Annotated in this window: 25 protein-coding genes and 1 pseudogene; 7 read left to right on the top strand and 19 right to left on the bottom strand. The window is 52.3% G+C overall.

Annotated elements, in window-relative coordinates; genetic code table 11:
* The first annotated feature begins 8 nt into the window (after nt 1-8).
* From NFS31_RS05015 to tnpA, 4 genes are all read left to right on the top strand, one after another.
* A complete protein-coding gene (locus NFS31_RS05015) occupies nt 9-1,001 on the top strand; it encodes an MBOAT family O-acyltransferase (RefSeq protein ID WP_251492255.1) in 993 nt (330 codons plus the stop codon).
* A 15-nt stretch (nt 1,002-1,016) separates the two neighbouring features.
* Nucleotides 1,017-1,445 carry an MBOAT family O-acyltransferase gene (locus NFS31_RS05010; RefSeq protein WP_251492253.1) on the top strand — a complete coding sequence of 143 codons (429 nt, stop codon included), beginning with the start codon at nt 1,017-1,019 and terminating at the stop codon, nt 1,443-1,445.
* Nucleotides 1,446-1,495: 50 nt separating this feature from the next.
* Nucleotides 1,496-1,933 (top strand): alginate O-acetyltransferase AlgX-related protein, encoded by a 438-nt coding sequence (locus tag NFS31_RS05005; RefSeq protein ID WP_251492251.1) that lies wholly within the window; start codon nt 1,496-1,498, stop codon nt 1,931-1,933.
* A 64-nt stretch (nt 1,934-1,997) separates the two neighbouring features.
* Nucleotides 1,998-2,438, top strand: coding sequence for an IS200/IS605 family transposase (tnpA, locus tag NFS31_RS05000; RefSeq protein ID WP_251492248.1), 441 nt, complete (start codon nt 1,998-2,000; stop codon nt 2,436-2,438).
* On the opposite strand, the gene NFS31_RS04995 is transcribed toward tnpA, so the two are convergent.
* The 5 genes from NFS31_RS04995 to NFS31_RS04980 all read right to left on the bottom strand — a co-directional run bounded on the left by NFS31_RS04995 (nt 2,435) and on the right by NFS31_RS04980 (nt 4,747).
* On the bottom strand, nt 2,435-3,193 hold the full coding sequence (locus tag NFS31_RS04995) for a hypothetical protein (RefSeq protein WP_251492246.1): 759 nt from the start codon (nt 3,191-3,193) through the stop codon (nt 2,435-2,437). The two genes, tnpA and NFS31_RS04995, sit on opposite strands and share 4 nt — an antisense overlap.
* A 70-nt stretch (nt 3,194-3,263) precedes the next feature.
* Nucleotides 3,264-3,548 carry a hypothetical protein gene (locus NFS31_RS04990; RefSeq protein ID WP_251492244.1) on the bottom strand — a complete coding sequence of 95 codons (285 nt, stop codon included), beginning with the start codon at nt 3,546-3,548 and terminating at the stop codon, nt 3,264-3,266.
* Between the two features lie 352 nt (nt 3,549-3,900).
* Nucleotides 3,901-4,182, bottom strand: coding sequence for a hypothetical protein (locus tag NFS31_RS04985; RefSeq protein WP_251492242.1), 282 nt, complete (start codon nt 4,180-4,182; stop codon nt 3,901-3,903).
* Nucleotides 4,183-4,198: 16 nt separating this feature from the next.
* A complete protein-coding gene (locus NFS31_RS26835) occupies nt 4,199-4,324 on the bottom strand; it encodes a hypothetical protein (protein ID WP_275563873.1) in 126 nt (41 codons plus the stop codon).
* Between the two features lie 18 nt (nt 4,325-4,342).
* Nucleotides 4,343-4,747, bottom strand: a complete 405-nt coding sequence (locus NFS31_RS04980) for a hypothetical protein (RefSeq protein ID WP_251492240.1) — start codon at nt 4,745-4,747, stop codon at nt 4,343-4,345.
* 286 nt (nt 4,748-5,033) lie between these two features.
* Between NFS31_RS04980 and NFS31_RS04975 the strand changes: the two genes are divergently transcribed.
* The gene (locus NFS31_RS04975) at nt 5,034-5,747 is read left to right on the top strand and encodes a tRNA 2-thiocytidine biosynthesis TtcA family protein (RefSeq protein ID WP_251492238.1); all 714 of its coding nucleotides are present in this window, start codon (nt 5,034-5,036) and stop codon (nt 5,745-5,747) included.
* A gap of 56 nt (nt 5,748-5,803) precedes the next feature.
* A complete protein-coding gene (locus NFS31_RS04970) occupies nt 5,804-6,862 on the top strand; it encodes a tyrosine-type recombinase/integrase (protein ID WP_251492236.1) in 1,059 nt (352 codons plus the stop codon).
* A gap of 52 nt (nt 6,863-6,914) precedes the next feature.
* Here NFS31_RS04970 and NFS31_RS04965 read toward each other — a convergent pair whose 3' ends face one another.
* Together NFS31_RS04965 and NFS31_RS04960 are read right to left on the bottom strand one after the other, a co-directional pair.
* Nucleotides 6,915-9,173 (bottom strand): alpha-galactosidase, encoded by a 2,259-nt coding sequence (locus NFS31_RS04965; RefSeq protein ID WP_251492234.1) that lies wholly within the window; start codon nt 9,171-9,173, stop codon nt 6,915-6,917.
* Between the two features lie 190 nt (nt 9,174-9,363).
* Nucleotides 9,364-9,627 (bottom strand): LysM peptidoglycan-binding domain-containing protein, encoded by a 264-nt coding sequence (locus tag NFS31_RS04960; RefSeq protein ID WP_251492232.1) that lies wholly within the window; start codon nt 9,625-9,627, stop codon nt 9,364-9,366.
* A gap of 361 nt (nt 9,628-9,988) precedes the next feature.
* On the opposite strand from NFS31_RS04960, the gene lexA reads away from it, so the two are divergent.
* The gene (lexA, locus tag NFS31_RS04955) at nt 9,989-10,606 is read left to right on the top strand and encodes a transcriptional repressor LexA (RefSeq protein WP_251492230.1); all 618 of its coding nucleotides are present in this window, start codon (nt 9,989-9,991) and stop codon (nt 10,604-10,606) included.
* A gap of 131 nt (nt 10,607-10,737) precedes the next feature.
* Here the strand turns inward: lexA and NFS31_RS04950 are convergent, their stop codons facing one another.
* The 12 genes and pseudogenes from NFS31_RS04950 to NFS31_RS04895 form a co-directional block, all read right to left on the bottom strand.
* Entirely contained in the window at nt 10,738-11,469 is a 732-nt protein-coding gene (locus tag NFS31_RS04950) for a DUF554 domain-containing protein (protein WP_251492228.1), read from the bottom strand.
* A gap of 173 nt (nt 11,470-11,642) precedes the next feature.
* The gene (gene rsfS, locus NFS31_RS04945; RefSeq protein WP_251492452.1) at nt 11,643-11,993 is read right to left on the bottom strand and encodes a ribosome silencing factor; all 351 of its coding nucleotides are present in this window, start codon (nt 11,991-11,993) and stop codon (nt 11,643-11,645) included.
* An 85-nt stretch (nt 11,994-12,078) separates the two neighbouring features.
* Nucleotides 12,079-12,627, bottom strand: a pseudogene (gene yqeK, locus NFS31_RS04940) (bis(5'-nucleosyl)-tetraphosphatase (symmetrical) YqeK); the annotation flags it as partial.
* Between the two features lie 59 nt (nt 12,628-12,686).
* Nucleotides 12,687-13,361 carry a nicotinate-nucleotide adenylyltransferase gene (gene nadD, locus NFS31_RS04935; RefSeq protein ID WP_251492224.1) on the bottom strand — a complete coding sequence of 225 codons (675 nt, stop codon included), beginning with the start codon at nt 13,359-13,361 and terminating at the stop codon, nt 12,687-12,689.
* Between the two features lie 17 nt (nt 13,362-13,378).
* Nucleotides 13,379-13,675 (bottom strand): ribosome assembly RNA-binding protein YhbY, encoded by a 297-nt coding sequence (yhbY, locus tag NFS31_RS04930; RefSeq protein ID WP_251492223.1) that lies wholly within the window; start codon nt 13,673-13,675, stop codon nt 13,379-13,381.
* Nucleotides 13,676-13,701: 26 nt separating this feature from the next.
* On the bottom strand, nt 13,702-14,985 hold the full coding sequence (obgE, locus tag NFS31_RS04925) for a GTPase ObgE (protein ID WP_251492221.1): 1,284 nt from the start codon (nt 14,983-14,985) through the stop codon (nt 13,702-13,704).
* An 85-nt stretch (nt 14,986-15,070) separates the two neighbouring features.
* Entirely contained in the window at nt 15,071-15,361 is a 291-nt protein-coding gene (gene rpmA, locus NFS31_RS04920) for a 50S ribosomal protein L27 (RefSeq protein ID WP_160226685.1), read from the bottom strand.
* 3 nt (nt 15,362-15,364) lie between these two features.
* Entirely contained in the window at nt 15,365-15,694 is a 330-nt protein-coding gene (locus NFS31_RS04915; RefSeq protein WP_251492219.1) for a ribosomal-processing cysteine protease Prp, read from the bottom strand.
* A gap of 6 nt (nt 15,695-15,700) precedes the next feature.
* On the bottom strand, nt 15,701-16,009 hold the full coding sequence (gene rplU, locus NFS31_RS04910) for a 50S ribosomal protein L21 (RefSeq protein WP_251492217.1): 309 nt from the start codon (nt 16,007-16,009) through the stop codon (nt 15,701-15,703).
* Nucleotides 16,010-16,174: 165 nt separating this feature from the next.
* Complete coding sequence (locus tag NFS31_RS04905) at nt 16,175-17,395, bottom strand: ribonuclease E/G (RefSeq protein WP_251492215.1); 1,221 nt, start codon at nt 17,393-17,395, stop codon at nt 16,175-16,177.
* Nucleotides 17,392-18,120 (bottom strand): TIGR03936 family radical SAM-associated protein, encoded by a 729-nt coding sequence (locus NFS31_RS04900; protein WP_251492213.1) that lies wholly within the window; start codon nt 18,118-18,120, stop codon nt 17,392-17,394. Before NFS31_RS04900 ends, NFS31_RS04905 begins: the two co-directional genes overlap by 4 nt.
* Complete coding sequence (locus tag NFS31_RS04895) at nt 18,104-19,972, bottom strand: TIGR03960 family B12-binding radical SAM protein (RefSeq protein WP_251492211.1); 1,869 nt, start codon at nt 19,970-19,972, stop codon at nt 18,104-18,106. The genes NFS31_RS04900 and NFS31_RS04895 overlap by 17 nt, the downstream gene beginning before the upstream one ends.
* Nucleotides 19,973-20,008 lie beyond the last annotated feature (36 nt).

The following is a 20,008-nucleotide window of genomic DNA, read 5'->3' as shown; positions in this document are numbered from 1 at the left end:
GGCGGCGTATGCTTTTTCATTCCATTACCTTTTTATTCTTGTTTTTACCGGCTGTTTTAATCCTGTATTCCATCTTTGACCTGAAAATCTGCGTGGGAGCGGGCATAGCCGCCTCCCACAGACAGACGATATTAAACCTCATTCTTCTTATAGCTTCCCTTGTTTTTTATGCATGGGGCCGTGTAGATCATACCTTTGTTTTGATTCATATTCTGTTCATGAATTATCTGTTCGGATTTTCCAAAGCAGAGTGCCGGACCGTGCTGATTCTCGGGATCGCTTATGATTTGTGCATTCTTTTCAAATACAAATATCTCGCGCTGGTTTTGGCATTTCTAAAAAAAGGCGATACGGCGGGCGCTCTTGCGCCGCTGGGGCTCTCGTTTGTGATCTTTCACTGTATTTCCTATCTGATGGATTTGTATCAGGACAGGGAAGAACCAGAGCAAAATCTGCTCACTTTTGCACTGTATATTTCATTTTTTACTAAACTGGCCCAGGGACCGATTGTGAAATACAGAAATATGAAGATGCAATTACAGTCACGGGAATCGGTTTCGGCAAAGGGGATGCTTGCAGGAACAGAGCGGTTTGTGACGGGCCTTGGAAAAAAGGTATTGCTCGCGGATTTGCTCGGTGAAACAGCCGGCCGCATCTTCGCGCTGTTTCCGGATTGGGGAATCGACACTCTGACTGCCTGGATCGGGTGCGCGGCGTATACCATGCAGCTTTATATGGATTTTTCCGGCTATTCGGATATGGCGATCGGGCTTGGCCGGATGTTCGGTTTTCAAATAGAGGAAAACTTCCATTTTCCGTACAGAAGCTGTTCGATAACAGAATTCTGGAGGCGGTGGCATATATCATTGGGAAGCTGGTTTAAGGATTATCTGTATATTCCGCTGGGAGGAAACCGGAGGGGAAATGTGTACGTTCACCTGTTTTTGGTATTTCTGGCGACAGGCATCTGGCATGGGGCCGGCCTTCTTTTTCTTATCTAGGGGATCGGACATGGCATGTGCGTGATGTGGGAGAGATGGGCCGCAGGCACAGCCTGGTATCAGAAATGTCCCAGGTTCTTAAAATGGATGTCTGCCATGCTCCTGGTAAGCATTGGCTGGCTTTGCTTTTGTCTGCCGGACACGGCTGCGATGAAACAGTATCTTTCCTGTCTGTTCGCCTGCGCTCCGGCTCCGGAAAGAGGATATCTGCCCTTTACCTGGCGGTATTTTACCAGCCGGCGCTTTGTATTTCTCATGTGCCTTTCAGCAGGAGGGAGCTTCCTGCTGGGGGACGAACGGATTCAGCGTTTGTGGAAAACTAAGCTTGAGGCATTGCCCGCCATGCAGACGGCCCGGTACGCATTTCTGTTACTTGTGTGGCTTTTATCATTTATCACAATTGTGGCAAGGCAGTACAGCCCTTTCCTGTATTTTCAATTTTAAGGTTCGGGACAGGAGAAATACAGCAAGGCAAATGTCAGGAGGATAATGAGATGAATTGGATTGAAAAGGCATTTTTATCAGCTATGACGGCAGGAATACTTCTCCCATTATGCTGTTTTAACTGGAAAAGGGACAGCGTATCGCCCATTGACAACCGCAGGCTAAGCGAACTGGATTTTGATTCCGGAGATGTATCCTCGATGCTGGATTCCTTTTTCAAGGATCGCATTGGATTCCGGACGTTGTGTATAGATGCATATACACAGTGGAATGACATTCTGTTTGGGGAAATGGCGCATCCTACTTATGAATATGGCAGGGATGGTTATGTGTTCTTTAAGGTAAAGGCTGAACAGGAGGACAGGGAATTTATTGACGCATTTTGTGCGCATTTAAGGAATGTCCAGGAATATTGCGAAAATAGAAATATTCCTTTTATTGTCTGTATACTGGGGTTAAAACCCTCGCCTTCCAGGCGAAACCTTTAGGTCAACCCCACATCTCAAGGTTTAGAAAAAAGAAATGTAGAGATACTAAACTTGAGGTGAGAAAATGGAAAACTATAGAAAATCAGCCCATTGCACGTATGATATCAAATACCATATTGTATGGATAACAAAATACCGAAAACCGGTGCTGATGGGAAAGATTGCGATAAGGACAAGAGAATTGATACGCAAGATATGCCAGACAAATGATGTGGAGATCCTGGCGGGGCATGTAGGGAAAGACCATATACATCTGCTGGTATCTGTGCCACCCCATCTGTCAGCCAGCAGACTGGTACAATATATGAAGGGGAATACATCCCGAAAACTACAGATGGAATATAAAGAATTGAATAAGGAGTTTTGGGGGCGTCATCTATGGGCAAGGGGATATTTTGTAGCCAGTAGTGGAAACGTAACAGATGAGATTATACAAGAATATATCAAAAATCAAGATATAGAAGAACGAAAGAAGAGCGATAACTTCGAGGTCGGACAACTTTAGGCTGCTTCAGCAGCCAGCCCAAACCCACCGGCTTTAGCCGGTGGTGGTTTAGATGTAGTCAAAGTCATGGAAGGGACATCATAAACACCAAAAATGTCGAGGGAATTGAGATAATACCAGTTCTGTATGTTCATGCAGCCGGAACCGTAAGCGGACTGGACATAGCTTGTCAAAAAATACGTATAATCGGGATCTGTAGGATACGAGGGATAAAGCGGGCCTACCGGCACAGGGTAAGCCTCCCGGGCCGACCACTGGGAGACTCCCCAGGTATGCTCTTCCGGGACGGCCGGGAGGTACCACGCGCCCTTAGCCCCATAACCAAACGCTTCCTTTAAAAATTCACTGATGTCCGCCGCCAGGGGCCGGATCCCCGTAACCGTTTCCCCCCAGGCGGCGGAAGCGCAGGAGAGCAGGATCTTTTCTATCTCCTTATATTTTTCCGCGATAGCTGAATCCTGGCTCCTGGCATATTCATAGACCCTCTGGGCGTAAACCCCCAGCGTCTTTTGCGCGCCGCGGAGCAGGTACTCCGCCTCATCCGCCCAGTCCCCGATCAGCGTGCCCAGCATGTTGGCGCTGATAACCACGCCGCAGGCCGCCAGGATATAATAAACCGCATAGCAGACCGTCGTGACAGCGGCGGCAGTCGCCGAAGCGTAGGCGTGGGCAGGGGAGAGGAGGAACAAAACGCAGGAGAGGAACGCACACAAAAACCGCTTAAAATACCCGGGCCGGGCTTTCTTTAATTTCATGCTTAACCCCCTTATAAAAACAATAGCCCCGGGGGAAACCGGGGCCAGAGCTTTAGCCTTTTTACGCTTTTTACGCCTTATTTGTAATCTTAGTAAATACCTTAAGGCCAATTGTAACGACAAGGCCGGCGCCAACCAGGGGGATGGCAATCGGGATAACCGCCCCAATCGCAGAGGCAACCGAGGACGCCATATCTGTGACGGCGGAAGTCAGGGCAGAAGTAGCCGTATCTGCCAGGGAGCCGCCGCCAGTCCCTGTTTCGGCCGCAAAACTTGTAATTCCATTAGCGGCAACTGCAACCACCGGCAGGAAAACAGCGGAAACCCTTTCCAGTACCATAAGGCCCTTTTTCATAACAACACATCCTTTCTTTTTTTAATATATTCCTGAATCCGTGAAATTTAAGTCGGTACTATTTCCTTTAGAACCATATTTTACAAGGTCTCTTGGGATTTAGAAGTACCAAAATTTCTTCACCCATTGGGTGATAGAATTTTAGCATCTCGAAAAGCTGGAATACAGCATAAATCTTGGTTTTCTATGCCTAATTATGCAATTGAACTTCACGGATTCAGGATATTGATTACTGTATGAATGCCTGGCTCTACAAAAAGGGGAGGGCAGCCATACAGGAAACCAGCGTCTGCAAACTGCGGGAGCCGGCCCGCAATATCTTTATTCGTCATCCGGCCAGTATTTGTCTGCATTAAAATGCATCCACAGGGCATCCCTGATACGCCCAAAAAACCAAAAGGACGTTCACAATGATTAAGACGGCCATAACAATATTAAGCGCATGCGGGATAACCTGCCCGATTGCAGAAGAAACAGAAGACACCATACCCGTAATGCCGGAAATCATGGAAGCGGCCGTATCATCCACCGGGGACGAACCGCCAGTTTCGGCCGCAAAGGCCGTGATGCCATTGGCGGCAACTGCAACAACCGGGAGGAAAAGCGCGGGAGCCCTTTTCAGAGTCTTTTTCATAACAACGCCCCTTTCTTTAGATTTTTTTAAATATATTGATTACCGCATGGATGCCCAGCCCCATAAGAAGAGGGATGCCGCCAAGCAGGAAACCAACGCCTACAAACTGCGGAACCAAATCCGTAATATCCTGTATCCTCATTTTTCCACCTCAGAAACCTCACCTTGTCCACCGCAGGAAATGGCTGAAAATGGAAGAGCAGAGGCAGCCAATCAAAATAGCAAGGAGAACCACGCCCACAACCGAAAGATACATGCAGGCTTCCATGAAATCCCTGCATTCTGAGAGCGTAAGCCCCAAATCCGCAAGCACAGCTTCCTCAGCCCCCATGTCAGCGTAGTCAGAATACATGTCGTCTATAAGCATTTCATAAGCATCCCCATAGGCTTCCTGCCAGGCATCCCGGTAAGCGTCCTGGTATGCCTTTTCAGATGCAGAGGCATCCGAAGGCGTTCCAACCTCCGCAAACACGACGGAGGGGCGGAACAAAGTTATCAAAAAGACCATGCAGGCCGCAAAAAACAGGCCCTTCAAAAAAAAGCAGTAATCAGCCTGGAACCTCATAAAACCACAGCTTTCTTTATTTATCTGGACAAACCGCCCAAAAAGTTATAAACTATATGGCAATGGAAGTTATAAGGGAAAAAACCGCTAACTATTCGATAAACTAGACTTTCACGAATAGTTGAATCTGTATAGAGTCCGGGTTTGCATACGCTCTCTTCCATCCTTTAATCCTTTATTATAGCGTGATAAATAGGATATACAGCATGACAAATATAATAAAACGGATGAATCATGTCCTGGATACGCTATTCGGGAATCGCTTCATCTAATCGGGAGTTTGATTATGAAAATGCAGCGTTTACTGAGCCTGACGCGCCAGGCCGTTGATGACTATGCCCTGATTGAGTCCGGCGATAAGATTGCCGTCGGCGTTTCGGGTGGCAAGGACAGCCTGACCCTGTTATATGCATTGCACGAATTGAAGCGTTTCTATCCAAAACCGTTTGACCTTTGTGCGGTGACGGTTGATCTGGGCTTTGGAAATTTCGATCTGACCCCGGTGCGTTCGCTTTGCCGCGAATGGTCCCTGGAATATGTCACGGTTCCGACGAAAATTGGAACCATTCTTTTTGAATCGCGCCGCGAATCGAATCCCTGCGCGCTCTGTGCAAAGCTGCGCAAAGGCGCTTTAAACCGCGCTGCCCTGGACATGGGCTGTAATAAGATCGCTTACGCGCATCACCGGGATGATCTGATTGAAACCATGCTTCTGTCCCTGATCTACGAAGGACGCTTTTATTCCTTTTCCCCTAAAACCTTTCTGGATCGGACCGGGCTGACCGTTATCCGGCCGCTGTTATATGTGCAGGAAGCGGATGTGATTGGCTTTCAGAATAAATACCATCTCCCTGTATGCAAAAATCCCTGTCCTGTCGACGGAAAGACGAAACGGGAATTTGTTAAAAATTTAGCAAAGGAACTGCATACAAAAGCGCCCGGCGTCAAGGATCGCCTGTTTCACGCGATCACAAGCGGCGGCATCGCGGGATGGCCGTAACAGTTCAGATAACTTAAACTGTTACGGACGGCCCCTGAAGAAAGGAGAAATTGATTATGGGAAACCTATCCTATCATGAGCAGGAAAATATTGAAAATACAAAGCGTTTACGTCAGATGATGAAGGAGCTCCCCCCGTTTTGCGCCGATTTTTTCCGCGGGATCGAGCCGCGGACCTCTTCGCGCACGCGAATCGCATACGCATATGATTTAAAGACGTTTTTTGAGTTTTTAAAGAAAACCAACCCTGTGTTTGCAGCATATGAAAATAAGGACTTCTCTCTCACTGTTCTGGACGAGCTCCAGTTAATGGATCTGGAAGAATATATGGAATTCCTGAAGTGCTACTCCACCGAAAGCCGGGAGGATCTCACCAATACAGAGCGCGGCATTATGCGGAAAGTCTCTTCCCTGAAAAGCTTTTACAACTATTTTTACAGGAGGGAGCGGATCAAAAATAATCCGGCCGCCCTGCTCGGGCTCCCCAAGATGCATGAAAAGGAGATCATACGCCTGGAGGTGGACGAGGTCGCAAAGCTTTTGGATCAGGTGGAGGACGGAGACAGCCTGACAGAAAAGCAAAAAAGCTACCACGCAAAGACAAGGATCCGCGATCTGGCCCTCATGACGCTTCTTCTGGGAACCGGAATCCGCGTATCGGAATGCGTCGGGCTGAATCTGGACGATATTGATTTTAATACAGGAGGAATGCGGATCCACCGCAAGGGGGGCAAGGAGGTCATCGTCTATTTCGGCGCTGAGGTTGAGGACGCGCTGCTCGATTATTTGGAGGAACGAAAGCATATCACGCCCGAGCCCGGCCATGAGGACGCGCTGTTCCTCTCTCTCCAGCGGAAACGCTTAAATGTGCGAAGCGTCGAAAATCTGGTAAAAAAATATGCCCGGCTCGTGACCCCTCTCAAAAAAATCACGCCTCACAAGCTCCGCAGCACATATGGAACCAATCTCTACCGCGAAACCGGCGATATCTATCTGGTCGCAGATGTGCTGGGGCACTCGGATGTCAATACAACGAAAAAGCATTACGCCGCCCTGGAGGATGAACGCAGGCGGAGCGCCAGAAATAAGGTGCGTCTGCGGGAGTCAAATCCCTGAAATGTCTTTTTGCGCTCCGCCCGGCCGTATGTCCCGCTGTTCGCTTCGTGATTTATGAAATGAATGCTGTACGGGCCTTCAGTATAAAAAGTCTGGAATCAAAATCACAGGAATGGCGCTGGCCCGGAGCGCTCTCCCCGGACGATGCGTCGCTTGTGATGAGGCCCACATTCATAAGCTCATCCCCATAATAGCCTCTGCGCTTTCCTCCCCTCTCTCCCGCTTCGTTTACAATCTCATAACAGAGATCCGGATCCAGCCCGGCAAGGCGCACACGGCCGTATGGCAGATTGACGCCGTTTAAAACGCGGTACCATCCCACAATCGCTTCGCGCTGGTCGCTGCTCACGGTTATCCACACCGTGATATTGCCCTCAAACGGGCTTTTCAGCCGGTAAAACGTGCCAAACTGCAGAAGCTTCCGGTACTGCTTCATAAAGCGAATCTGTTCCTTTACCTCCCCCTGCTCTTCTTCTGTAAGGCGATTCAGATCCAGCTCGTACCCAAAGGTCCCGAAGCAGGCCACATTTGCCCTCGTATAGAGCGGCGTCGAGCGGAAAAGCTGATGATTCGGGGATGCCGAGACATGGCTTCCGATGGAGCTTATCGGATAACAGAGCGAGGTTCCGTACTGGATTTTCAGGCGCTCCACGGCGTCGGAATCATCGCTGGCCCATCCCTGTGGCGCATAGTACAGGATTCCAGGATCAAAGCGCGCGCCGCCGCTGGCGCATGACTCAAACAGGACGTGCGGAAATTCCGTTGTCAGGCGCTCGTACAGCGCATAGACACCCAAAATATAGCGGTGGAACACCTCTCCCTGGCGATCCGGCGGCAGGGCGGCGCTGTAGCACTCGCTGATACTGCGGTTCATATCCCACTTAATATAGGAAATCTTCGCCTCTCTCAGAAGCTTTGCCATCATCTGATAAATGCAGTCCACGACTTCTTTTCGCGAGAAATCCAGGACATACTGATAGCGCCCATGGGAAACGGTACGCCCCGGCGTGTGGATCATCCAGTCCGGGTGTCCGCGGTATAAATCAGAATCCAGATTCACCATCTCCGGCTCAAACCAGAGGCCGAATTTCAAGCCCAGCGCCTCGATCTGCTCTGCCAGCCCGGCGATCCCTTCCGGCAGGCGCGAGAGGTTGGGAACCCAGTCGCCCAGGCCGGCCCTGTCGTTCGTCCTTTGACCAAACCAGCCGTCGTCAAGCACAAACAGCTCTACGCCGCAATCCCTCGCCTTTTTTGCTATCTCCAGAAGGCCCTGATGGGTAAAATCGAAATAAGTCGCTTCCCAGTTATTGATAAGCACCGGCCGCGGCCGATCTCTCCAATATCCCCGGGCCAGGCGTCTCTGATATAGGCGGTGAAAGCTCTGGCTCATCGCGTTTAAACCTCCGGCAGAGTATACCATAACAGCCTCCGGCGTCTGGAAACTCTCTCCCGGCTCCAGCTTCCAGTCAAAGCCCTGGGGATGGATGCCAAGCAGGACACGGAGCGTATCATGATTGTCCACCTCTGCCTGCGCTAAAAAGTTTCCGCTGTATATCAGGCTGAACCCAATCGCCTCTCCCTGTAATTCATCCGTGCCGGGGCGTTTGAGCACAATAAAGGGGTTATGCTCATGCGAGGAATGCCCTCTGAGGCTGCCGACGGACTGAATGCCATATTCCAGGCGGCGGCAGCGGATATGGCGTTCCCTGGACCACGCTCCGGACAACTGGAGCATCTCATAATTAAAATCAGGCAGATCCATACAAAGGCTCATGGCCGTTGTCAGATGAACCGCCGCTTTCCCGCCATTATACAGGCGCGCGCTGCGGGCGAGGATAGCGTCCTGCGCAAACAGCGTATAAGAAAGGCACAGCAGAACGCCTGTCAGGGGATCGCGCAGCCTTATGGTAAGCGTCTCTGCTTCCCCGTCCGATTCCGTATAGGTTGCGGGAAGTCCTTCAAGCGCCGGCTTTCCGGGCGTAACCGCATGCCCTTCATACTGGAAATCCGATAGCCGGCTGCCGTTCTCCTGCAGGATCTCCACTGCCGGCTGGCGGTAATCTGTTGTTCCATACACGCCGTATTCCTGCCTGACATGCTCCAGGGAAAACGACTTGTCCCCTTCAAAGACACAGGAGCTCATCACTCTGGAACGCAGCTCCAGAAGATGGCCAAAATCCTCCCTGTCATGGATCCTGCGCCCAAAATAGAGCTGCCCCATCTGCCGGTTCGGCAGAATCACCATAATGTAGCTGACATAATCATTGAATAAATGAAATATTCCTGTCTTTTCATGAAATACAATGTTCATCCGACTCTCCTCCTTCGATGATCGTTCCCGCGTCTGACAAAATCTGCCAGCCGTTTTTTACAGTATATCACATCTGTATCTTTATTTCCACACCGGGAATATGGCGGAGAGATCGATACAGCCCTGACGGCGCCGCCTTTCAGAGATTATCTGAAAATGGTACCAGACGGTTAGGATAACCTCTGAACGGTTACGGCGAGGTCAGATAATACGAAACCGTAAGGTAATGTCCCGCGTGGATCGTATCATCGGACAGGCCGTTCATCCGCCGCAGTTCCCGGACATACTCTTCCGTTGATTTATTTGAATGCACATTGTAGCGGACAGCAATACTCCATAAGGTGTCGCCCTCCTCCAGGCAGATGCTGGTATAATACTTTTTATACGGAGAGCTCTGCTTCTGTGCAGGTTTTTGCGGTATGAAACTGAGGCAGAAACAGAGCAATGTAATCATGACAGATATCCAAATATGCCGCTGGTTCGCCTGCGGCCTTTGTTCCCATAAAATGCATCGCATTGACCGGCGTGCAAAAAGTAAATCACATGCTTCCCTTTTCATATGGCCTTCCCCCATCGTCTCCCTTTTGTATATCGCTGTCCGGTATCATGCGGCCGGCCTGGATAGCGATTGTTTTGCCCATCATCTGCAGTTATTTAGAACGCACGTTCTTGTTTGTACGTATTATAACTTGTGAACGTATGTTTGTCAAGAAAAAACAAAAAAATACGAACAAAGGTTTGCATTTTCCCAGAACATATGTTACTATAATAACAGCACTATCTATTTACCGGGATCGAAAGGAGGAAACTGCTGTATGGCACAGGGAAAGATTAGCGATAAGCAGAGAGAAATTCTTGAATATATTAAAGAAATGATTTTAAAGAAGGGGTATCCGCCGACTGTCCGGGAGATCTGTGAGACAGTGAAACTGAAATCGACCTCTTCCGTCCACTCCCATCTGGAACAGCTCGAGCGAAACGGATACATACGCCGGGATCCGACAAAGCCCCGCACGATCGAGATTACGGATGATACCTTCAACTTAGCGCGCCGGGAACTGGTGAATGTCCCTCTGATCGGAACCGTCGCCGCGGGCGCGCCCCTTCTGGCGCAGGAAAATATTGAAAGCTATTTTCCGATCCCTGCGGAGATACTCCCCAACCGCGAGACTTTTATGCTGACTGTAAAGGGCGACAGCATGATTGAGGCCGGGATTCTAAGCGGCGACCGCGTGATTGTGGCGCAGACAGACACGGCTGAAAACGGTGAGATCGTTGTAGCCCTGCTGGATGACTCGGCTACGGTAAAGCGATTTTTCAGGGAAGACGGATACATCCGCCTTCAACCGGAGAATTCATCGATGGAGCCGATCCTGGTGAAGCAGGTGAGGATTCTCGGACGGGTGATTGGGCTGTTCAGGATGATGGCGTAGTTCGCCTGACGTTCACGGCCCGGATTCATGGATCCGGCGTTATCACTTTTACTTTACCTCCTTGAATGATACCTGCGTATATTGTTCTGATCCTCTTTGCGCTTTATTTATTGTTCGGGGCATCATTGTGCTTATCTGAGAATCTGCAGCGGGATAAAGGCGCTTCCTACGGCAAAGACAAGCGAGGGAAGCAGGTTTGCCACCCGGATGTTTTTGTCAAACAACAGATTCACGCCCACGCAGAAGATCAGCATGGAGCCTACCAGGGACAGGTTGGAAACCGCCTCTGCGGTGAGAAGAGGCTCGATGACCCCGGCCAGAAGTGTGATGCTCCCCTGAAACAGTCCCAGGGGGATCACAGCAAAGATGCATCCTTTGCCAAGCGATGAGGTAAGAACCAGTACGATGATCAGATCCAGGACGGCCTTGGCGGCCAGCGTGGAGAAATCGCCGTTTAAGCCGTCCTCGATAGAGCCGACCACCGCCATGGCGCCGATACAGATGGTCAGGGAGGCGCTGACAAAACCGTCTACAAAGTAGGCGTCATTCCCGCTTCCGGACCGGATTTTGACCCACTGTCCGAATTCCCCGATATGCTTTTCGATATCCAGCGCTTCGCCGCTTATCGCGCCAAGGGCAAGCGAAAACAGAATCATCATAGTCTTATGGGAGGCGAGAACGCCGCCCTCGATGGCGAGCATCTCTTCCAGTGTCCCGGCGATCCCCAGAAACAGGGTGGACAGCCCGCAGACTGTGATTAGGCTGCTCTGGTAGCGCTCAGCCAGTCCCTTTCTCAGGCACAGCCCCAGAGCGCCACCGCCCAGAACTCCCAAACAGTTGATGAATGTACCCAATCCATGCATCGATTTGCTCCTCTCCGGAACTCTCAGGCGTCCGCCTCTTTTTAACAGTCTGAAACACCTGAACCGCCGCTCCTCTCCTCTTCTGCCAACGGCTGCAGGCGAACTGCCCGCGCTCAACGGCTGCCCGGCGTTCGCCTGTAACTAAAAATAAACTCTGCCGATCATCCGGTGGATTACAGATTTTCCGGCCGATCAATCATGATTCCGTCCCGCCAGATTCGCTCCAGATCATAGAACAGGCGATCTTCCTTTGAGAAGACATGGACGATGATATCGCCATAGTCCATTAATATCCAGTTGGCGGTGCGGTATCCCTCTATCTGGCGGCACGGGCAGCCGGCCTTTGCGAGCGTCTCCTCCACGTTGTCCGCCATGGCCTGGACCTGGCTCGCATTCGTTCCGTCTGCGATTATAAAATAATCTGCCAGGACCGACACCTTCCGGATATCGATGATTTTAATGTTTTCTCCTTTTTTTTCTTCGATGGCCTTTACGGCTGTTTTTGTTAATTCCTTTGGATCCATCATCAGTGGATGCGTCCTCCTTTCCCTTCGTGTCCTCGTTTTCAGCGAGCGGCTCCTCTTTCCCTCGGCGCAGCTCCTCACAGGCTTCAAACGCCTTCTGCGTCATCTCGTCCGCAAAATGGCCGCTTCGCTCCAAATAGGCCAGCGTGCCCTTTAAGATCTGATACAGCGCCTCGTCCAGCTCCTCAAAGGCCAGCCGGCGCATATCTGTCAGCCCCGGCGCTTTATCGCGCCTTGGTTCAATATAATCGGCAACGTACAGGATCTTGTCTAAAAGCCCCATCTGCGGCTTGCCTGTCGTGTGGCAGGCGATCGCAGACAGAATCTCCGGATCCGATACGCCGAATTTGCGCTCCGCCAGAAATGCTCCCAGCTTCGCGTGGATCACCGCCGGAGAGCGCAGCTCGCTGTCTGTGAGCGCAATGCCGTGCTTTTCACATTTTTTGATGATTTTGTGATCATCATAGCGCTTCGCGCAGTCGTGAAGCAGCCCGGCCAGCTCCGCTTTTTCCAGATCATACCCGTATCTCATAGCCAGAGCCATACAGGTAAACGATACGCTGATCGTATGCTCATAGCGGGCCGGCGTGAGTCTGGCCTCCAGTTTCTTTCGTATGCTATCGATTTCAATCATTCTCTCTGCCCCTTTTTCTGTCTTGTGCCCGCATATCCGGTCTCTTTAACACCTCCCTCTTAGTAAGGAGGCGTGTGAACGGCGGCGTGACGGTTTACGTTGTCTGAACGGTTGCCCTGCGGCCCTTTTTGGTACAGCCCTGTCCGGTTGATATAGGACAGGACCTCCGGCGGCAGAAATTCATCCACAGGCTCTCCTTCTGCCAGCCGCTCCCGGATCTGCGCTGAGGACACGTCCATTTCCATACAGTGAAGCCGCAGGATCCGGGCGCTGTATTTACCGGTCAGATATGCAATCTGCCGGTCCAGAGAGCGCTTCTGCTCCTCACACTCCCTCTCCGCAGCTAAAAATGTGACAGCCTTCAGCACATATTCCGGATAATACCATTTTTCGATATCCCGGATCGAATCAGCGCCTAAGATAAAATAGAATTCCGTATCCGGGTACGCGGCCTTCAAAAGGCGCAGCGTATCAGCCGTGTAGGTATTTCCTCCGGCGCGCTTTAACTCAAAATCCGATAAGACAAAGTGCGGATATGGTCGGATCGCCGCTTCCACCATGGCGCAGCGCGCGTCGGCTCGCGTGATGGTGTGATCCCGCTTGTGAGGCGGGATCTTGGACGGCATAAACCAGATCGAATCCAGCTTATATTCCTCGTATGCCTGCCTGCCCAGCATCAGATGCCCCAGATGAATGGGATCAAAGGTTCCTCCCAATATCCCGATTCGGTCCATAGCCAGCCCGTCTCCTTTCATCGCGGCAATACAATTTTTCTGTTTTTCTCTTCCCTCGCCGGTTTGTAAAGGACGATCTTCTTCCCAATCACCTGTACCACCTGGGAATGGGTCCTTTCCGCAAGGACAGCGGCCAGCTCATTCGCGCCGTCGATGCAGTTTTTCAGGACGCCCAGCTTGATGAGCTCCCTGGCCTCCAGCGCTTCGGCAACTGCAGAAGTCAGCTCCGGGGTTGCGCCCGACTTTCCAATCTGCAGAACCGGCTCCATTGTCATCGCAAGGCCCTTTAAATACGCTCTCTGTTTGCTTGTCATGAATGTTTGCTCCTGTTTCCTGTAAATCACTTGTAATAATCGAATTCCAGCCCGTACATGCGCACTGTATCGCCCTCTTCAATCCCGGCCTTTTCCAGCTCCTTAAGAATCCCGGATGTCTTAAGGAAATTTTGGAAGAAACGGAAGCCTTTTTCTGAGTCAAGGTTCGTATAGCCCAGCATCTTTTCAATCTTCGGCCCCTCAACCACAAACACGCCGCCGTCTGTGCGCTCCACCGTATAGGGGAGCGAAACAGCCTCCTCGGGGTATTCAAATTCTCTCTCGAAGCGGATCGGCGTCTGCGGGGCGCTCTGCAAAAGCTCGTGCACATGGTACAGAAGCTCCTTTACTCCCTGGCCTGACACGGCGGAGATCGGAAAAATACGGATCCCCTCCGGTTCAAATTCCTCTTTGAGGCGCGCGACAGGGCTGTCGGCCTCCGGATCATAGACCGCATCCATCTTATTGGCGGCAATTACCTGAGGGCGCTTTAAAAGCTCCGGGTTATAGGCTTCAAGTTCCCTGTTTACCGCCCGTATATCTTCCACCGGATCGCGGCCCTCTGTGGAAGCCGCATCCACCACATGGATCAGGACTCTGGTCCGCTCAATATGCCTTAAAAAGGCATGTCCCAGCCCCACGCCCTGAGAGGCTCCCTCAATCAGCCCCGGGATATCAGCCATCACAAAGCCCTGTCCCTCTCCGATATCCACAACGCCCAGATGCGGGTTCAGGGTGGTAAAATGGTAGTTGGCAATCTTCGGCTTTGCGTTTGAGACACGGGAAATGAGCGTCGATTTGCCCACATTCGGAAAACCCACAAGCCCCACATCCGCGATGACCTTTAATTCAAGCTGCAGCCAGAGCTCCTTAGAGGCCTGCCCCGGCTGCGCATATTTCGGAACCTGCATGGTCGAAGTGGCAAAGTGCATATTTCCAAGGCCGCCTTTTCCGCCCTTTAAGATAATCTCGCGCCGGTTATCGCCGGACATGTCGGCAATGACCTTTCCGCTCTCGAAATCCTTGATAACCGTCCCCTCCGGAACCCGGATCACCAGGTCTTTTCCGTCCGCGCCATGGCAGCGGCGCTTGCCGCCCGGTTCCCCGTCCCCGGCCGCATATTTATGGACATGCCGGAAATCGGTCAGCGTGTTGAGTCCGTCGTCCACCTCAAAGATGATATCTCCGCCTCTCCCGCCGTCTCCGCCATCCGGCCCTCCGGCGGCCACATAGAGCTCGCGGCGGAAACTCACATGCCCGTCCCCTCCCTTTCCGGAGCGGATCCAAATTTTTGCACTGTCGGCAAACATAATCTCCTCCTCGTCTCACAGGGAAAAGGCCCTGCAAACGGTTAATGCAAAAGGCTTCATACGGGTGGGTATGAAGCCTTCTGGATTATTCGTTGATTGCTCTCGGGTATACAGAAACCTGCTTTCTGTCTCTGCCCTTTCTCTCAAATCTCACAATACCGTCTACCTTGGCAAATAATGTATCATCTCCGCCGCGGCCTACGTTTACGCCCGGATGAATCTTGGTTCCGCGCTGTCTGTAAAGAATATTGCCGGCTAATACGAACTGCCCGTCCGCTCTCTTGGCGCCCAGTCTCTTGGACTCGGAATCACGGCCGTTCTTCGTGGAGCCAACACCCTTTTTATGAGCAAATAACTGAAGGTTCATGTTAAACATAGCTTACACCTCCTCAAATCGAATTCTGATATATTTCTGTCCATAGGCCCGCGCTGTATTTGTGAGGCCCAGCACAAGCGAATCCATCAAAAGCTTTGATTCCCGGCTGACAGGTCCCGTAAACCGGAACAGAAAGCGGCCGCTTTCGTCGTCCACGCGGGCGTCAAACCGATCCCTTGTGAACGCCTCCACCGAATTCGCCATATTCAGCGCCAGGGACGATACAGCAGCGCAGATAATATCTTTCCCGTATTCATCATATCCGGCGTGCCCCTCTATCTCTATTCCTGTGACGCTTTTCGCGGCATCCCGGCAGACCTTTACCTGAATCATCGCTTACTAAGCCTGGATCTTGTCGATCTTTACTTCTGTATAGAGCTGTCTGTGGCCGTTCTTTTTGTGATATCCGGTCTTTCTCTTATACTTGTAAACGATCACTTTCTTGCCCTTGCCCTCTTTTACCACAGTGGCGGAAACACTGGCTCCTTCCACGGTCGGGCATCCGATCTTCATCTCTCCGTCGTTCACGGCCAGAACCTGATCAAAGGTCACGGTCTCTCCGGCGGCTTTGCCGAGCTTCTCAATCTTTAATACGTCGCCCTCGGCCACTTTGTACTGTTTACCACCTGTTGCAATAATCGCGTACATCTTGATGGCACACCTCCTGATTATCATTACTCGCCAGCTTTGGCGGCGCTTTCGCGCACTTATGGCCTCGCTGTGCGGCACACTAACATAATATACCATCCGGCGGGCGGGTTGTCAACTGGATTTTTGGGAATATAGGCTTTTTTTGTTTGACATCGTTACTATTCACGGGTAGTATTCCGCGAGGTGTTTTTTGTGGGCTGTCCCGGCCGCTTCATACAGAGGCTTTCTGACTTTTTTGCGCGTAATCTCTACCAGCCCCAGCTTTGTCATCTCCACCAGAACCGTTTTGATCGGATCCTTTTTGAGCTCCCCGTCCAGAATGGCAAGCAGCCGTTCCCGGTTCTCTTCTGACGCCATGTCAATGAAATCGACGATAATAATGCCCGAAAGGTTGCGCAGGCGGAGCTGGCGGGCCGTCTCGATGGCGGCTTCCGTATTGATCTTAAAGATCGTGTCCTCCACGTTTTTCTTTCCCGTATATTTTCCGGTGTTGACATCCACGACCGTCAGGGCCTCGGTGGGCTCAATCACCAGATAACCGCCGGACTTGAGCCAGACCCGCTTTCCGAGCGCTTCCTTAAGAACCGACTCCAGGCTGTAAAGCTTGACAAGGGGAAGGCTGTCACTATAAAAGGAGAGCCGGGACAGTTCTTCCTGCTGTTCTTCTTTCATCCAGCGTTCCATCTGGGTAAAGCATTCCGCGCTGTCGGTCACGATGCATTCCAGGCGGCTTACATCCATGTCGAGAAGCTCCTGGACATGGGGCGGCTTGGCCTGTTCCAGAAGGGAAAAGCATGTGCGCATCGGGGCCAGTGAGAGCACTGCTTCCATCCTGGCGCGGAGCGCACGGATCTCGGCGATGATCTGATCCGCGCCGGCTCGCTCCGCGCTGGTACGCACGATCAGCCCGAAATCCGCCTGTTTTTCCTCTGACAGACGCGCCCGCAAGGCCTCCTTCCAGGCCGCGTCGCGGATCTTTGCAGAAAAGCCGAGCTGTGTTTTCCCAAGCGTCAGCACCGCATATTTCCCGGTAAAACTGAGATTGCAGGTCAGCACCGGATCCTTGGTTTTGACGGCGTCTCTGCTGACCTGGACGATCAGCTCGTCTCCCTGGCGGACGGCTCTTTTTTCTTTGCCGGACGGCGCTCCGGCAAAAAGGTGCGCCTGGTTTTCAGACAGGCTGTAATAGCCTGTGACGCCGTTTCCAAGGTCAATAAAGGCGGCGCCTATATTTTTTACCACATGCTTCACTTTTCCGATATAAATATTGCCCACAAGGCTCTGTCCGTCCTTGGGGTTTAAGCTGAGAGAACGGCACCGCCCCTCTTCAAAAAGCGCGGTCAGGATTCGTCCGTCCCATTCGGTTACAATCAGCTTCGTCAAGACGCCTCCCACCCTTCTGTCCCGTATTCCTCCAGCGGGATAAAGCAGTGCGCGCCGTCGTTCCCCGCGTCGGCGTACAGCTCCTCGCGCTGGATCTGGAATGCAAACGGAGGGTATTCCATGCCCTTTGACGCATAAAAGGCGGCCAGCACCTGCTCGGGCTTTACATTGGCCGCGCTTCCGGCGGAGAGCCTCATGAAAACGCCGTTCTCTATGCGGGACACCGTATAAATAAAGGGCTTTATGTCAACGGTTTTTTCTCCCTTTTTGGCCTGCTTTGTGATCTCGATCACAGGGCGGGCGCAGAATGCGCAGAATTCCTCATAAAAGTCCGTCCTCTCCTTCGCGCTCTCCGGCCCGCGGCCTTCCTTAAACCAGAATGTATAATCCGCGGCCGCCACCTGGGACATGGCGTTTTTGGCCGAATCTTTCAGGACGCGGCAGCTCAGCACGCGGATCCCTTCCGCGCCGCAGGCGTTGAGCGCGTCTGCCATCTGCCCTGGCGGCATGGCGGAATGTGTCTCGATATCCATATATTCGCCGTTGCTGACAAGGCCCACGCTTAAGGGCGCGGCAAAGGACATGATCTGGTGCGGGCTGAAGCCCTCGCTGTAGCGGATATCGATACCCGCGCGGCGGACGGCCTTCTGAAAATAGCGCATCACATCCAGGTGCCCGATAAAGCGGACCGGGCCCTGCTTGCTGAATTTAATTCTGATTTTCATAACAGACGCCCCCTCCAAAGGCCCGGGCCCCGCAGCCGGAGCACTCTGCCCGGCAGTTCGGCGTTACAATCTCTAAAAGCGCCCGCTTCCATTCTCTCTTTAAAAATTCGTTTGTCACTCCGGTCTCAATAAAATCCCATGGCAGGCATTCGTCCAGGCTGCGCTCGCGCACTGTGTAGAAATCGGGATCCACGCCGCAGGAGGCAAAGGCGTCCATCCAGAGCTCATTGCGGAAATGTTCGGACCAGGAATCAAACCGCGCGCCGGCCCGGTATGCGGCCTCAATCACCGGGGCCACGCGGCGGTCTCCCCGGGCGAGAACGCCCTCCAGCACCGTCAGATCGGCCTCATGCCAGTTGTAGCGCAGGCTTTTGCGGTTTAACATCTCTTTCATTTTCCGGCTGACCATGCCGGCCCGGCTGAGAAACTCCTCTTTGGTGCACATCCTGGCCCACTGGAAGGGCGTAAAGGGCTTTGGCACGAAAAAGGAGGCGCTGGCCGTGACCTGCACACGGCCGTGGCGCTGCTCCTTTGGAACCGTGTCATAGTAAACCTCCGCCACTTTTTCAGACAGTTCGGCGATACCCTCAATGTCTTCTTCTGTCTCTGTGGGAAGGCCCAGCATGAAATAGAGCTTGACGCGGTTCCAGCCGCCCTCAAACGCCTGGGCCGAGCCGCGCAGGATGTCCTCCTCTGTCAGGCCCTTATTGATCACATCGCGCAGCCTCTGGGAACCCGCCTCGGGCGCAAAGGTTAAGCTGCTCTTTTTTACATCCTGCACCTTACTCATGACATCCAGCGAAAAGGCGTCGATGCGCAGGGACGGGAGCGACACATTCACACCCGTTTTCCCGAACTCCCGGATGAGGAAATTTACGATATCCGCAAGCTCCCTGTAATCGCTGGAGCTTAAGGAGCTTAAGGAAATCTCCTCATGGCCCGTACTGGCAAGCATGGCGCGGGCCAGGCGCTTTAATTCCTCCGCGCTTCTCTCCCGCACCGGACGGTAAATCATGCCGGCCTGGCAGAAACGGCAGCCGCGGATACACCCTCGCATGATCTCAAGAACCATCCGGTCCTGGGTGGCGCGCAGGAAGGGAACGACCGGTTTTTCCGGATAACACGCTGAATCCATGTCCATGACGAGCTGCCTGGCCACCCGGGCAGGCGCGTGCGGATTAACCGGCGTCATAGCCGCAATCGTCCCGTCCGCCTGGTAGGATATCTCGTAAAAAGAAGGCGCATAGATGCCGGGTATCCCGGCCGCGGCCTCCAAAAACTCCCGCCGGCTGCCGCCGCGCTTTCTGACCTTCTTATAGCGGTCCAGGAGCTCAAAATAGACCACCTCGCCCTCACCGATATAGAACAGATCAAAAAACGGAGCGATCGGCTCAGGATTATAGGCGCAGGGGCCTCCCCCGATCACGATCGGATCCTCATCCGTCCGCTCGTCAGCATGCAGGGGAATCCCGGACAGCTCCAGAATCTGCAGGATATTCGTGTAGCACATCTCATACTGCAGCGTGATTCCCAAAAAGTCGAACGCCCGAATCGGATCCTGGCTTTCCAGCGCAAACAGCGGGATCCTGTTTTCCCGCATGAGCCTGTCCAGATCCGGCCACGGCGAATAGACGCGCTCGCACCAGACGTCCTCCCGGCGGTTGAACATATCGTACAGGATCTGAATGCCCAGATGGGACATGCCGATCTCATATACGTCCGGGAAACACATACAGAAACGGATGTCCACCCGGGACGGATCTTTGACCACGGAGTTCACCTCTCCGCCGATGTAGCGGGCGGGCTGCTGAACGGATAAAAGTATCTCATCACTTAATGCTAATTTTCTCATTTTCGTTCCTTTTTACACTTGAAGTTTTTCTTCAAA

It is taken from the genome of Otoolea muris, from assembly GCF_943193115.1.
Taxonomy (GTDB): domain Bacteria; phylum Bacillota; class Clostridia; order Lachnospirales; family Lachnospiraceae; genus Otoolea; species Otoolea muris.
This window is presented reverse-complemented; position numbering and strand designations above follow the sequence as displayed.